We start from the raw sequence: 14,038 nt of genomic DNA, 5'->3' as shown, positions 1-14,038 counted from the left end.
TACCGTGAGGGAAAGGTGAAAAGGACCCCGGGAGGGGAGTGAAAGAGAACCTGAAACCCTGTGCCTGCAAACTGCGAAAGCTCCATATGAGAGTGATCGCGTACTTTTTGTAGAACGGTCCGGCGAGTTATGTTATGCGGCGAGGTTAAGGGCCTAAGGTCCGGAGCCGAAGGGAAACCAAGTGTGAACAGTGCGAAAGTCACATAACATAGACCCGAAACCGGGTGATCTATCCATGTGCAGGATGAAGCGGCCGTAAAAGGCTGTGGAGGTCCGAACTCACATCCGTTGAAAAGGGTGGAGATGACGTGTGGATAGGGGAGAAATTCCAATCGAACTCGGAGATAGCTGGTTCTCCCCGAAATAGCTTTAGGGCTAGCCCTGTATCATTCCTTTTGGAGGTAGAGCACTGAATATCCGCGGGGGCTTCACCGCTTACCAAAGATTATCAAACTCCGAATGCCAGTAAGGATAAGAACAGGAGTCAGACTGTACGAGATAAGTTGGACAGTCAAAAGGGAAAGAGCCCAGATCCACGGCTAAGGTCCCAAAGTGCGTGTTAAGTGGAAAAGGATGTGGGATTTCACAGACAGCTAGGATGTTGGCTCAGAAGCAGCCACACATTCAAAGAGTGCGTAATAGCTCACTAGCCGAGAGGTCCTGCGCCGAAAATTACCGGGGCTGAAACACGACACCGAAGCCTGGGGATCTTGAGTATCTACGGGTACTTAAGATCGGTAGGGGAGCATTCACAGGGGCGTCGAAGTCGTACCGAAAGGAGCGATGGAGCGCTGTGAAGAGAGAATGCCGGAATGAGTAGCGAGATGGAGGTGAGAATCCTCCAGGCCGAATATCCAAGGATTCCAGGGTAAAGCTGATCTGCCCTGGGGAAGTCGGGACCTAAGGCGAGGCCTGAAGGCGTAGTCGATGGACAGCAGGTTGATATTCCTGCACCTGATGATATCAGAAACTGTGGGGACGCAGGACGAAAGTGTGAGCCGGGAAAGGAAAACCCGGTCCCGCAAGGGGGAGCGAACTGAGAGTAGTGAAGCACATGGACGTACTGCCAAGAAAAGCCACTATTGCGTATCATCAGCCCGTACCGTAAACCGACACAGGTGGATGAGGAGAGGATCCTAAGGCCGGCGGGAGAAGCATTGTTAAGGAACTCGGCAAAATGTCCCCGTAACTTCGGGATAAGGGGAGCCTGCGAGAGCAGGCCGCAGAGAAGAGGCTCAAGCAACTGTTTAGCAAAAACACAGGTCTATGCGAAACCGAAAGGTGAGGTATATGGGCTGACGCCTGCCCGGTGCTGGAAGGTTAAGAGGAGAGGTTAGCGCAAGCGAAGCTTTGAATTTAAGCCCCAGTAAACGGCGGCCGTAACTATAACGGTCCTAAGGTAGCGAAATTCCTTGTCGGGTAAGTTCCGACCCGCACGAAAGGCGTAATGATTTGAGCACTGTCTCGGCAATGCACCCGGTGAAATTGAAGTACCAGTGAAGATGCTGGTTACCCGCGCCAGGACGGAAAGACCCCATGGAGCTTTACTCCAGGTTGATACTGGGATTCGGTACTGTATGTACAGGATAGGTGGGAGACTGAGAGGCTGTGACGTCAGTTGCAGCGGAGTCGCTGTTGGGATACCACCCTTATAGTACTGGGTTTCTAACCAAGGACCGTGAAACCGGTCCGGGGACAATGTCTGCCGGGGAGTTTGACTGGGGCGGTCGCCTCCGAAAGGGTATCGGAGGCGCTCAAAGGTTCCTTCAGAATGGACGGAAACCATTCGAAGAGTGCAAAGGCAGAAGGGAGCCTGACTGTGACACCGACGGGTGGAACAGATACGAAAGTAGGACTTAGTGATCCGGTGGCATGAAAGTGGGATTGCCATCGCTCAACGGATAAAAGCTACCCTGGGGATAACAGGCTTATCACTCCCAAGAGTTCACATCGACGGAGTGGTTTGGCACCTCGATGTCGGCTCATCGCATCCTGGGGCTGTAGCAGGTCCCAAGGGTTGGGCTGTTCGCCCATTAAAGCGGTACGCGAGCTGGGTTCAGAACGTCGTGAGACAGTTCGGTCCCTATCCGGCGCGGGCGTAGGATATCTGAGAGGAGCTGTCCTTAGTACGAGAGGACCGGGATGGACGGACCGCTGGTGTATCAGCTGCATCGCCAGATGCATAAGGCTGGGTAGCCAAGTCCGGAAGGGATAAACGCTGAAGGCATCTAAGCGTGAAGCCCCCCTCAAGATGAGATATCCCTGCTTTTAGCAGTAAGACCCCTTAGAGACTATGAGGTAGATAGGCACAAGGTGTAAGCACGGTAACGTGTTCAGCTGATGTGTACTAATAGGTCGAGGGCTTGTCCAATATGGATATAGAACAAAAAGCGGATCAAGATGTGTTCAGTGTTCGGTTTTGAAGGTATGAATCTTCAAGATAGTCGTTTGACTATCTTTTTTTTTGCATTTTTTCGTTGTAAATAGTGATATATTTGCTATACTAAGAAAATATTTTAAAATTAATAAGGGATGGGGATATATTATGCATAAAATCAGAGATGTAAAACTTGAAGATGCGGATAGATTGCTTGATATATATGGATATTATGTATTAAATACAGCTATCACTTTTGAAACAGAGATTCCAACTAAACAGGAATTTCAAAGACGTATTACCGGCATTACTTCTAAATATCCATATTTGGTCCTTGAATCAGAAGGTGTGATATATGGCTATGCTTATGCCGGAGTATTCAAGGACAGGGCAGCTTATGATAAGTCCTGTGAGCTGACAATTTATATAGACAATAGTGCAAAGAAAAAAGGCTATGGGAAAGCACTTTATGCAGTACTGGAGAAAAGACTCGCTGAAATCGGAATAGAAAATCTATATGCATGTATAGGTGACCCGGTTGTAGCTGATGATTATCTTGATAATAACAGTGAGATGTTTCATGCACATCTGGGATTTAGAAAGATTGGCACATTTTATAAATGCGGATACAAATTTGGCAATTGGTACAATATGATCTGGATGGAGAAACTGATTGGGAATCATAGCCTTGAAACAAAACGAATAGACTTATGGGAAGAGGGAGAATATTCATATCCTCTTGCTTTTGGATTTAAACCCAATATGGTTAGCTATCTTCACAATGACGGACAAAGACATCCTTGTATGGTTGTGATTCCCGGAGGCGGTTATTGTGTTGTATCACCTACTGAGGGTGAGATTGTTGCAAAAAAATTCTACAAAATGGGTTATAACGCATTTGTAGTAACGTACACTACAAATATTCTTTTTAAAGAACCATTAATGGATCAGCCCATGAAGGATGTATCAAGGGCCATACGACTTATCAGAAAAGATGCTGATAAATATGGTATTTATTCCGATAAGCTTGTAATTTGCGGATTTTCCGCAGGGGCTCATCTTTCAGGATCGGTTAGTGTTCACTATGAAGATATAGAGGATTCAAATGCAGATTTGAATAAAATAAGTAACAGACCGGATGCAGTCGTCCTTAGCTATCCGGTTATAACATCAGGCGAATTTGCTCATAGAGATTCCTTTAATGCATTAGTTGGAGAGGATGCCGGTAATGACAAATTGGAATATTATTCATTGGAAAAACAGGTTACTAAGAACACACCTCCGACATTTTTATGGCATACAGCTACTGATGATCTTGTACCTGTGCAAAACAGCCTGCTATATGATGAAGCTTTAACAAAAGCCGGTGTTAAACACGCTTTGCATGTTTTCTCTTTTGGACATCATGGACTTGGACTTGCTGATGAGGACTGGGCAAATCATAGATTTGGTGAGCCATATACATATGAGCAGACGTTTAAAACAGTGGAAGCTGTGAAGAAGGGTGAAGTTTTGGTTTCTGATGAGAAAAAAGAAGAGCTGATAAGGGATTTTTCTGCAGTTAAGTATTGGCCTGATGTTACTTATCCCGAAGTATCGTTATGGCCAGAAATGGCAGATGGTTTTATAAAAACAACAATATAATCTTATTTATATCCGTATTATGGGATTTCCAATTCAGGAGAGGGGATACACCATAATACGGGTATTTTTTATAAACAAAATAAAATTTGAAATTTATAAACGAAAAAGCACATATAATCGAAAGCAATTTTGAAATGTATAAAATACTTATTAACAGATTCTTAAAAGACAGTCAATTCGCCTGTATTTTTAATTTTATCTATTTATTTTCAAAAAGTATATGCTATACTAAATTAGAATATTAAATATATATTCAATCGGTTTTTAGTTTGTTTTATATACGATTGCAAGTATCAATTTTTCAAAGCGTGAGGTGAAAATATGGAATCGAAAATCTTGCTTGAAAATGGAACTAACGAACTTGAAGTCTTAGAGTTTAGAATTGATGATCATTGCTATGGAATTAACGTTGCAAAGATCAAAGAAATCATTGTTTATCAGGAAGTAACGCCTGTTCCTAATGCTCATCCAAGTATTGAAGGAATATTTATGCCTCGCGATACTATGATAACTGCAATCGATTTACGTAATTGCTTACAGAGAGGTGCATCCAAGCCGGGTGGACTTTTCATTATCACTAACTTTAACAAACTGGATATTGCATTCCATGTTGATGCTGTTGTCGGTATCCACAGAGTTTCGTGGGCTGATATCATTAAACCTAACGCTACTATTTCTAAGGCTGAGGAGAGTATATCAACAGGTATTATCAAGCTTGAAGAGAGACTTATTATTATTCTTGACTTTGAGAAAATTGTATCCGATATCAATCCTAACACAGGTCTTAATGTTGCTCAGCTTACAGATATTGGTACAAGACAGAGAAACGAAATACCGATAGTATTGGCAGAGGATTCTCAGCTGCTTAACAAGCTGATTGTAGACTCTCTTAAGAAGGCCGGATATGACAACGTTCGTCACTTTGAAAATGGTAAGCTTGCCTGGGACTATGTTAAAGGTTGCAAGGACAGAGGACAGCTTGATAAGGTTAAGTGCATAATAACTGATATAGAGATGCCTATCATGGATGGTCACCGACTTACAAAGCTTGTTAAAAGCGATGACGAAACGAAACAAATACCGCTTATCATTTTCTCATCACTGGTAAACGAAGAAATGAGAAGAAAAGGCGAGTCCTTAGGAGCGGACAGGCAGCTGTCAAAGCCGGAAATCGGTAATTTGGTTGCTGTAATTGATGAACTTGTTCATGCTGATGGCGATGCCAAATAAAGCTGTATGATATAAAAGATAACTCCCTTTGTTGCTTCAGTTATGAAAATCAATTTTCAATGACTGCTACAATAAAGGGAGTTTTATAATTTTTTTGGGGAGATAGTTACATGAATTCAAAGAATGAAGAGTATTTGGATGGTCTTTTGCAGACATTAAAAAGAGAGGCAAATTCCGGAATAGCCAAGACAAGTACTAATGCTGGTTTCGCGTATGCAAACGATTTGGGTGAGGCATTAGAGAACTCTTCTGAAAACGATGATTTAAAAGAGATTGGGCAAATGCTTGGAAAATTGGATAAAGGTGAACTTATGGATTCCGGAATGAGCAGAGTCCTTGATTCTATTAGTGCACCTGCTGACAAGACTTTGCCTAAATATAAAATTGGTGAAGACATTGCTGAGGGGTATGAAAAGGATGCGGATGAATTGGCGCTTGATGAGGCAATTGCACGAGCAGAAGCCATGGAATTTGAAACATCGAGACCAAGTGCAGCAGAAGAATCTTTGTTGGAGGTTGCTCCCGAAATTTTTATTGAGGAGGATAGCCCATCTGATGATGAAAGTATAAATGGCTCTGACAAAGAAATGCTTGATGAGATGGAACAGGTGACTTCTGAGGCTGAAATGGTGAGTACTGATTCTGAAGAAGCGAATACTTTGGATAATTTTGAGATACAAAGCGTAGAGCAGAATGGTGGTATTTCTGAGGAATTATTGGATCTAGATGAAATGCTGGATGGCCAGGTTAATCCGGAAAATGCTATGGATGATGATTCTGAAGAGCTGAAAGCTGCCTTGAGTGAAAATGAAAATCCTTCTCCGGATGAAATAGTAGATGATTTACAGATATCGGATGTAGCAGGTAAGGAGCAAAATCCTTCGGATTTTGCGCAATCAGAAACAGAAGAGCCGGCAGGCTCAGATGGAACCGCAGAATCAGATGGAAGTGCAGAATCAATTGAAACTGCAGAATCAGGTGAGATGTCATTAGATGACATAGATAAAATGATGGCTGAGCTTAGCACCATGACCGAAGACACAGATGATATGGCTGTTGAGGAGCTACCTGCTGATACAGCATCTGTTGTGGAAGAAATTTCTGAAATATTGCCTGAGAATGCTCAGCAGGTCATGGAAAATGCAGTGTCAGAAGAAATGCCGGTTACAGAGGTAAATGATGGCGGAAATGTCACTGAGGAAACATCTGAGGAATCACCTGAGATTACTTCTGAAGAGGGACTGGAAGATATTGCAGCAGCGCTTGATATGGGAATGGCTATGGAAGAGTCTGCCCCTGTAGAGGCTAACATGGATATATCCCCGGAGGAGTCTGCAATTGAGATGCCTATAGAAGAAGCCATGCCCGAGGAAATGCCTGTTGCAGAGGGTGACTCTGATCCTGATGCAATGGCAACGGAAGATATAGATAAAATGATGGCAGAGATGGGCATTGATGCAGGAGAAGCACCCGCAGAAGAAGCTATGCCTGAGGAGATGCCGATTGCAGTAGAAGCCATGCCTGAGGAGATGCCTGCTGCAGAGGATATCTCTGATCCTGATGCAATGGCAACGGAAGATATAGATAAGATGATGGCAGAGATGGGCATTAGTGCAGAAGAAGCGCCTACAGAAGAAGCAATGCCAGAAGAAATGCTGCCCACAGAAGAGGCCATGCCTGAGGAGATGCCTGCTGCAGAGGATATCTCCGATCCTGATGCAATGGCAACGGAAGATATAGATAAGATGATGGCAGAGATGGGCATTGATGCAGGAGAAGCGCCCGCAGAAGAAGCAGTGCCTGAAGAAATGCTGCCTACAGAAGAGGCCATGCCTGAGGAGATGCCGATTGCAGAAGAAACCATGCCTGAGGAGATGCCTGCTGCAGAGGATATCTCCGATCCTGATGCAATGGCAACGGAAGATATAGATAAGATGATGGCAGAGATGGGCATTGATGCAGGAGAAGCGCCCGCAGAAGAAGCAGTGCCTGAGGAGATGCCTGCTGCAGAGGGTGACTCTGATCCTGATGCGATGGTAACGGAAGATATAGATAAGATGATGGCAGAGATGGGCATTGATGCAGGAGAAGCGCCTACAGAAGAAGCAGTGCCAGAAGAAATGCTGCCTACAGAAGAAGCAGTGCCTGAGGAAATGCCTGCTGCAGAGGATATCTCTGATCCTGATGCGATGGCAACTGAAGATATAGATAAGATGATGGCAGAGATGGGCATTGATGCAGGAGAAGCGCCGGCAGAAGAAGCTATACCAGAGGAAATGGTGACTGCAGAGGCCCCTGCGGAAGAAGCAGTAACGGAGCCTGGGCTGGAAGACATACCAGTAGTTGAAGATTTACCAGAGGTTGAAAGTATGGCAGATGAAACACCTGTAGAAGAACAAGTTGCAGAAGAAACATCTGTAGAAGAGGCACCTGCGCAAGAGCAGATTACTGATGGAGCATCTATAGAAGAGCTAATGGCGGAAGATTTATCTGACGGAGAGTCACTAACGGATGAAGCGCCTGTAGAAGAAGCTTCAACGGAAGAGAATTCTCCAGAAGAGCTGGTAATAGATGATCTTTCATTGGAAGACTTGGGAGAGCCTGCTGTTGAAGCGGCAGTTGAAGAGTCTGAGAATGCCGAGAGCGCTGCAGACATAGAGGCAGCAGCCGATTTAGAAGCTGCTTTAGATACTGAGCCTTCTGAAGGGCTAGAAGTTGCTGAGGACGCAGAAAATGCTGAAGGGCTAGAAGCTGCTGAAAGCGTAGAAGCTTCTGAAGGAGCAGAAGTTGCTGAAGGTACTGCCAGCGAGGAGGATCTTGCGGATGCTTTTGCTGAATTTGCTGATGCCATGAGTGAGGGCGGAACTGAAGGTGAAGCGGCGGCAGAGGATTCGGACATAGATTTTGAATCAGTAAGCGCTGAGCTTGATGATTTATTAAAGGATTCCGGTGAAAATCTGGATGATGTAGCAGGTGAAGGTGAAGATATAGGTTCTGAAATGGATCTCGACAGTATGTTGGAGGATCTTGGCGGATCAGATTCGGAAGCAGAGGCAGGCGAAAGTGAGCCTGCTGATGTTGAGATGCCGGATCTTGATGCTATTATGAACAGCCTTGCCAGCGATGATGTTGAGGATGTAGAGAGCACAGCACACATTGATGAGAAAGAAGGTGGCGGTGCAGATGAAATAAGCCTTGATGACATGGGGCTTGGCGATGAGGGAGAAGCCGGAGGGGAAGAGGCACCTCCGGAGGATATCCTTGAATCCATGGGTGAGGAAGGACTTGATGATATAGGCCTTTCTGATGACATACCCGATCCTGATGAAGTTAATGATAATGGCGGTGACTATGACGAGATAGCACTTAGATTGGGAGAGGAACCATCTGAGGACGAAGAGGGTGGAAAAAAGAAAAAGAAGAAAAGGCCACCATTTATATTCCTGATATTTGCAGCTCTTTTCAAGGTTCTGACTCAGACAGATGAAGATCTGAATCCTAAATCAGAAGAGGATGAGCTTGCAAGCCTTACGGATGAAAACCAGAAGGTCCTTGATGAACTTTCTGCTGAGGACGGCAAAAAGGCAAAGAAAGAGAAGAAAAAGAAGGAAAAGCCGCCGAAGAAGGAAAAAACTCCGAAGGAAAAGAAACCAAAGCCGCCGAAGAAGGAAAAACCAAAGAAAGAGAAGAAGCCTGCGCCTGATGATGGCGAACCTGAAAAGGCTCTTGCGCCGAAGAAGGTTGCCATTGCAATGCTATTTGCTTTCAGTATAGGAGTGCTTTTCTCACTTCCTGCAATCCTTCTGCCCGGCAAAATCATCATGGGACGCGCTAACAGTGCATATGAGAAGGAAGACTACGCTACTGCATATAAGCTTTTATACGGTAAAGCACTCAACGAAGAACAGAGTCTTATGTACCATAAAGCCCGTGTAATGACCAGTGCGCAGTATTATCTTAATGCTTATAAAAACTATAAGTCCATGAAAATGGAAGATGAAGCACTTGATATTCTGCTCATTTCCATGAAAACAAAAGACACAATAATAAAAGAAGCAGAAGAGTTTCAGGTTGCAGCCGAAGTTCAAAGCGTGTATTCTAATATCGAGTCGACGCTCAGCACCGATTATGGGTTAAGCGCTCAGGATATCAAGGATATCAATTCTATTGAGAGCAAAGCGGAATACACGAAACGCATAATGGAGACAACCGGGACTATAGAAAAAATAATGCCGGAGAATAAAAGTGAGGTCGACATCAACTAAGGGAGATGTTGTCTGATGTTAGCTGTAATTGATTACGATGCCGGCAATATAAAAAGCGTTGTGAATGCTTTTAAGCTTTTGGGAACAGAAGCTCTCGTCACCAGAGATCCTAACGAGATCATGAAGGCAGATCATGTTATCCTGCCTGGAGTAGGAGCTTTTGGCGACGCCATGAGGAAACTCGAAGAATATAAGCTTACAGAGGTTATTCGCGATGTAGCTAAGAGCGGAACACCTTTTATGGGAATTTGCCTGGGTCTGCAGCTGCTTTTTGATTCAAGTGATGAATCGGAAGGTGTTGCGGGTCTGGGCATTTTGCGTGGTAAAATAAAAAGAATACCGGACAATGGCACACTAAAGGTTCCGCAGATAGGCTGGAACAGCCTGAAGTATCCCGGAGAGGGAAGGCTTTTTAAAGGAATAGATGAGGATTCTTTTGTATATTTTGTTCACTCGTATTATCTGGATGCTGAGGATAAGAGTATAGTCAAGGCAACAACAGAGTACGGTGTGACCATTGATGCTTCGGTTGAGAAGGATAATGTTTTTGCATGCCAGTTCCATCCTGAGAAGAGTGCGGAAGTCGGAATGGAAATATTGAAGAATTTTTTGAGCATTTGATTTTGATACCGGTATAAAGGAAAAGGATAAAATATGCTTACAAAAAGAATAATCCCCTGCCTGGATGTGAACGATGGCAGAGTTGTTAAAGGAATAAATTTTGTTAAACTTCGTGACGCAGGTGACCCTGTTGAGGTAGGTAAGGCTTACTCTAAGGCAGGCGCTGATGAACTTGTTTTTCTTGATATTACTGCTACCTCAGATGCCAGGAATACTGTGGTGGATCTTGTGCGAAAAGTGGCGGAGCAGATTTTTATACCCTTCACTGTTGGCGGAGGAATAAGATCTGTCGAAGATATGAGAGCTGTCCTTAGGGAGGGTGCTGATAAGGTTGCCATTAATTCCGCTGCGATAGGCAGGCCGGAACTGATCTCAGAGTCTGCTGAGAAATTCGGATCCCAGTGCGTTGTTGTTGCGATTGATGCAAAGAGACGACCGGATGGTGGATTTAATGTATATAAAAATGGTGGAAGAATCGACACCGGACTTGATGCTATAGAATGGGCGATTGAAGCTGAAAAAAGAGGTGCCGGAGAAATCCTTCTTACAAGCATGGATGGTGATGGTACCAAGGCAGGATACGACATCGAGCTTACAAAAAAAGTAAGCGATGCGGTAGGCATACCTGTAATAGCTTCAGGTGGTGCAGGAAACTGTGAGCATTTTTATGAAGCTCTTACAAAGGGAGGCGCAGATGCGGCCCTTGCGGCATCACTTTTCCATTACAAGGAGCTCGAGATAAGAGAAGTCAAGGAGTACCTCAGAGACAAACAGGTACCTGTAAGATTATAAGATAATTGCTTAAAAAGCGTTTTGAAAGGTTGTGATAAAGATGCCGATGATTTCGAACGATTGGCTGCCGGCTTTAAAGGAAGAATTCGGAAAGGATTACTATAAAAAGCTTTATAAATTCGTACTTGATGAATATCATTCCAGGGTGGTGTATCCACCTGCGGATGATATTTTTAATGCGCTGCATCTTACACCGCTTGGTGATGTAAAGGTGCTGATATTGGGACAGGATCCCTACCATGAACCGGGGCAGGCCCATGGACTGTCATTTTCAGTTTTGCCCGGACAGGAGGCACCGCCGTCACTGGTCAATATCTATGCTGAGCTTAAGGATGATCTTGGCTGCTACGTACCAAATAACGGATATCTGAAAAAATGGGCTGATCAGGGAGTTCTGCTTCTAAACACTGTACTTACTGTTAGAGCGCATGCTGCTAATTCTCACAAAGGAAAAGGGTGGGAGAATTTCACCGATGCCATCATAAGAGCATTAAATGAACAGGACAGACCTATGGTGTTCATGCTGTGGGGAAAACCTGCACAGACTAAGATGTCCATGCTGAATAATCCCAAGCACCTGATACTTACCGCACCTCATCCAAGTCCGCTTTCTGCATACAGGGGATTTTTTGGGTGCAAACACTTTTCAAAGTGCAATGAGTTTCTTATTGCTAACGGAATGGAGCCGATAGATTGGCAGATTGAGAATATTTAAGAAGCATTTTTTTAAATAACATTGGACACAAACACTTTTTCGTGATAACGTAGTAAAGTGACAATTATTTCCGGACAAAACATCCGGGCAGATACATCATAGAGAACAGGAGAGCATGAGGAATATTATGAAGAAAGCATTCGTAACTAAGCAAATGGTAGAAGATATAGCAAAAAAATACCCAACACCGTTCTATTTATATGACGAAAAAGGAATTGTGGAAAATGCAAGAGCAGTAAAAAAGGCTTTCGCATGGAATGCGGGATTTAGAGAGTATTTTGCAGTAAAAGCCACACCGAATCCCATGATAATGAAGCTGCTGCAGAATGAAGGTTGTGGTTTTGACTGCTCTTCAATAACAGAACTTATGCTTAGTAAATCTATCGGAGCTTCGGGTGAAAAAATCATGTTTTCATCAAATGATACTCCGGCTGATGAATTTGTTTATGCTGACAAGATTGGTGGAATAATCAACTTCGATGACATCACACATATAGAATTTGCAGAGGAGGCACTTGGAGGCAGACTTCCTGAGACCATAAGCTGCAGATATAATCCGGGCGGAGTTTTCACCATGAGTAACGGAATCATGGATAATCCCGGAGATTCCAAGTACGGTATGACCAAGGATCAGCTCTTTGAGAGCTTTAGGATACTTAAGGGCAAGGGAGTAAAGCATTTTGGAATACATGCATTTCTTGCAAGTAACACTGTTACCAATGAGTATTATCCCACACTTGCGGCACAGCTTTTTGAGCTTGCGGTAGAACTTGAAAAGGAGACAGGAGCTGACATCGCCTTTATTAACCTTTCAGGAGGTGTTGGAATACCTTATGAGCCTGACAAGGAGGGCAATGATATTGCAGCTATCGGTGAGGGAGTACGCAGAGAATATGAAAAAATCCTTACTCCTGCTGGAATGGGTGATGTAGCCATTTATACAGAGATGGGCAGATTTATGCTTGGACCTTACGGCGCGCTTGTTACAAAGGCTATTCATGAAAAGCATATTTACAAGGAGTACATAGGCGTAGATGCATGTGCTGTTAACCTTATGAGACCTGCCATGTACGGTTCGTATCATCACATAACTGTTTTGGGAAAAGAGAATGAGCCTTTAGATCATACATATGATGTTACGGGTTCACTTTGCGAAAACAACGATAAATTTGCAATAGACAGAAAGCTTCCCAAGATTGATATGGGAGATTATCTTTTCATTCATGATGCAGGTGCACACGGATTTGCGATGGGATATAATTACAACGGTAAGCTGTGGTGCGCTGAGCTCCTTTTGAAGGAGGATGGAAGCGTAGAGCAGATAAGAAGAGCACAGACTCCAAGAGACTATTTTGCAACTCTTGACTGCCTGCCTGTGTTTTCAGAGTTAGACAAAATAATGAAGGAATTTGAGTAAACTAGAGATGGACATTATTCAGGACTTTATTACTGAGTGCAAATTATCAGGTCACATGAGCAAGAACACAACAAAATCATACCAGTGTGACCTGAATAAACTGCAGGAATATTTAGACGAGCAAAACATTACTGAGGTGTCCCGGGTAACGGAAAAAGTTTTAAAGGATCACCTGACAAGGCTGTCCGAAAAAGGCTACTCGCCTGCTACTATAGCCAGGAACATTGTTTCAATTAAGGCACTTTTTAAGCACCTTGTGAAGGAAAAATATGTAAACTTGGATGCCTCTGAGAATCTGGTGGCGCCTAAGGTGGAGCTTCCAAAGGTAAATGTACTTACCAGAAAACAGATTGAGGATCTGATGAATATGCCTGATACCAGGACAGCTAAGGGACAGCGCGATTCAGCGATGCTGGAACTTATGTATGCTACCGGTATAAAGGTTTCTGAGCTGGTGGCTGTTAAGGTATCAGATATCGACATGCAGCTTGGAAATATAGAATGCAGGAATGAAAAAAAGGACAGGGTAATTCCTTTTGACAAGAGAACTAAAGAGGTTATACAGAGATATCTTCAGGATGGAAGAAGACATCTTATTAAAAGCACAGATGAGGAACTTCTTTTCATAAATTATCAGGGTGAGCCCATGAGCAGGCAGGGGGTATGGAAGCTTGTGAAGAATTATGCAGGACGAGCTGATATAAGAGTACCTATAACACCTGAGGCGCTGCGCCACAGCTTCGCGGCTCATCTCGTTGAAAGGGGAGCAGATATAGAAGCTGTTCAGCTGATGATGGGGCATGTCAGCCCTGTTTCAACAGTCAGATATGCACGTGAAAATCGTGATTATTTACGAGACGTATATGACAGAACTCATTAAAATTAAAAATCTCCGGGCAAGACTCTTTGAGTAATGTCCGGAGTTTTTGATTGCTTCGCAATATCACCCGCGAGCGGGAATATTGCAAGCAAAATTC

At 43.8% G+C, this 14,038-nt stretch carries 8 protein-coding genes and 1 rRNA gene (1 of these 9 cut by a window edge); all 9 read left to right on the top strand.

Annotated features, from left to right (window positions below):
- Positions 1-2,371, top strand: a 23S ribosomal RNA gene (locus ACHCNF_RS03865) (it extends 488 nt beyond the left edge of the window).
- Between the two features lie 174 nt (positions 2,372-2,545).
- Entirely contained in the window at positions 2,546-4,021 is a 1,476-nt protein-coding gene (locus tag ACHCNF_RS03860; RefSeq protein WP_408071483.1) for a GNAT family N-acetyltransferase, read from the top strand.
- 321 nt (positions 4,022-4,342) lie between these two features.
- Positions 4,343-5,251 (top strand): chemotaxis protein, encoded by a 909-nt coding sequence (locus tag ACHCNF_RS03855; RefSeq protein ID WP_408071482.1) that lies wholly within the window; start codon positions 4,343-4,345, stop codon positions 5,249-5,251.
- A gap of 110 nt (positions 5,252-5,361) precedes the next feature.
- Complete coding sequence (locus ACHCNF_RS03850) at positions 5,362-9,516, top strand: midas domain-containing protein (RefSeq protein ID WP_408071481.1); 4,155 nt, start codon at positions 5,362-5,364, stop codon at positions 9,514-9,516.
- Between the two features lie 15 nt (positions 9,517-9,531).
- On the top strand, positions 9,532-10,137 hold the full coding sequence (gene hisH / locus ACHCNF_RS03845; RefSeq protein ID WP_408071480.1) for an imidazole glycerol phosphate synthase subunit HisH: 606 nt from the start codon (positions 9,532-9,534) through the stop codon (positions 10,135-10,137).
- A gap of 33 nt (positions 10,138-10,170) precedes the next feature.
- On the top strand, positions 10,171-10,929 hold the full coding sequence (hisF, locus tag ACHCNF_RS03840) for an imidazole glycerol phosphate synthase subunit HisF (protein ID WP_408071479.1): 759 nt from the start codon (positions 10,171-10,173) through the stop codon (positions 10,927-10,929).
- A 40-nt stretch (positions 10,930-10,969) separates the two neighbouring features.
- Positions 10,970-11,644, top strand: coding sequence for a uracil-DNA glycosylase (locus ACHCNF_RS03835; protein ID WP_408071478.1), 675 nt, complete (start codon positions 10,970-10,972; stop codon positions 11,642-11,644).
- Positions 11,645-11,768: 124 nt separating this feature from the next.
- Positions 11,769-13,061 carry a diaminopimelate decarboxylase gene (locus ACHCNF_RS03830; RefSeq protein ID WP_408072187.1) on the top strand — a complete coding sequence of 431 codons (1,293 nt, stop codon included), beginning with the start codon at positions 11,769-11,771 and terminating at the stop codon, positions 13,059-13,061.
- Positions 13,054-13,941 carry a tyrosine-type recombinase/integrase gene (locus tag ACHCNF_RS03825; RefSeq protein ID WP_408071477.1) on the top strand — a complete coding sequence of 296 codons (888 nt, stop codon included), beginning with the start codon at positions 13,054-13,056 and terminating at the stop codon, positions 13,939-13,941. Before ACHCNF_RS03830 ends, ACHCNF_RS03825 begins: the two co-directional genes overlap by 8 nt.
- The last annotated feature ends 97 nt before the right edge of the window (positions 13,942-14,038 follow it).

Origin of the sequence: Butyrivibrio sp. NATIVEDY162 (genome assembly GCF_045999815.1) — a bacterium.
Lineage (GTDB): Bacteria > Bacillota > Clostridia > Lachnospirales > Lachnospiraceae > Butyrivibrio.
Note: the sequence above shows the minus strand (reverse complement) of the source record. Positions and strands in the feature narration are given on the sequence as shown.

What these genes read in the sequence shown, in the direction of transcription:
- ACHCNF_RS03860 (WP_408071483.1), top strand. Translation starts at nt 2,546, where the DNA reads ATGCATAAAATCAGAGATGTAAAACTTGAAGATGCGGATAGATTGCTT.
- ACHCNF_RS03855 (WP_408071482.1), top strand. Translation starts at nt 4,343, where the DNA reads ATGGAATCGAAAATCTTGCTTGAAAATGGAACTAACGAACTTGAAGTC.
- ACHCNF_RS03850 (WP_408071481.1), top strand. Translation starts at nt 5,362, where the DNA reads ATGAATTCAAAGAATGAAGAGTATTTGGATGGTCTTTTGCAGACATTA.
- hisH (WP_408071480.1), top strand. Translation starts at nt 9,532, where the DNA reads ATGTTAGCTGTAATTGATTACGATGCCGGCAATATAAAAAGCGTTGTG.
- hisF (WP_408071479.1), top strand. Translation starts at nt 10,171, where the DNA reads ATGCTTACAAAAAGAATAATCCCCTGCCTGGATGTGAACGATGGCAGA.
- ACHCNF_RS03835 (WP_408071478.1), top strand. Translation starts at nt 10,970, where the DNA reads ATGCCGATGATTTCGAACGATTGGCTGCCGGCTTTAAAGGAAGAATTC.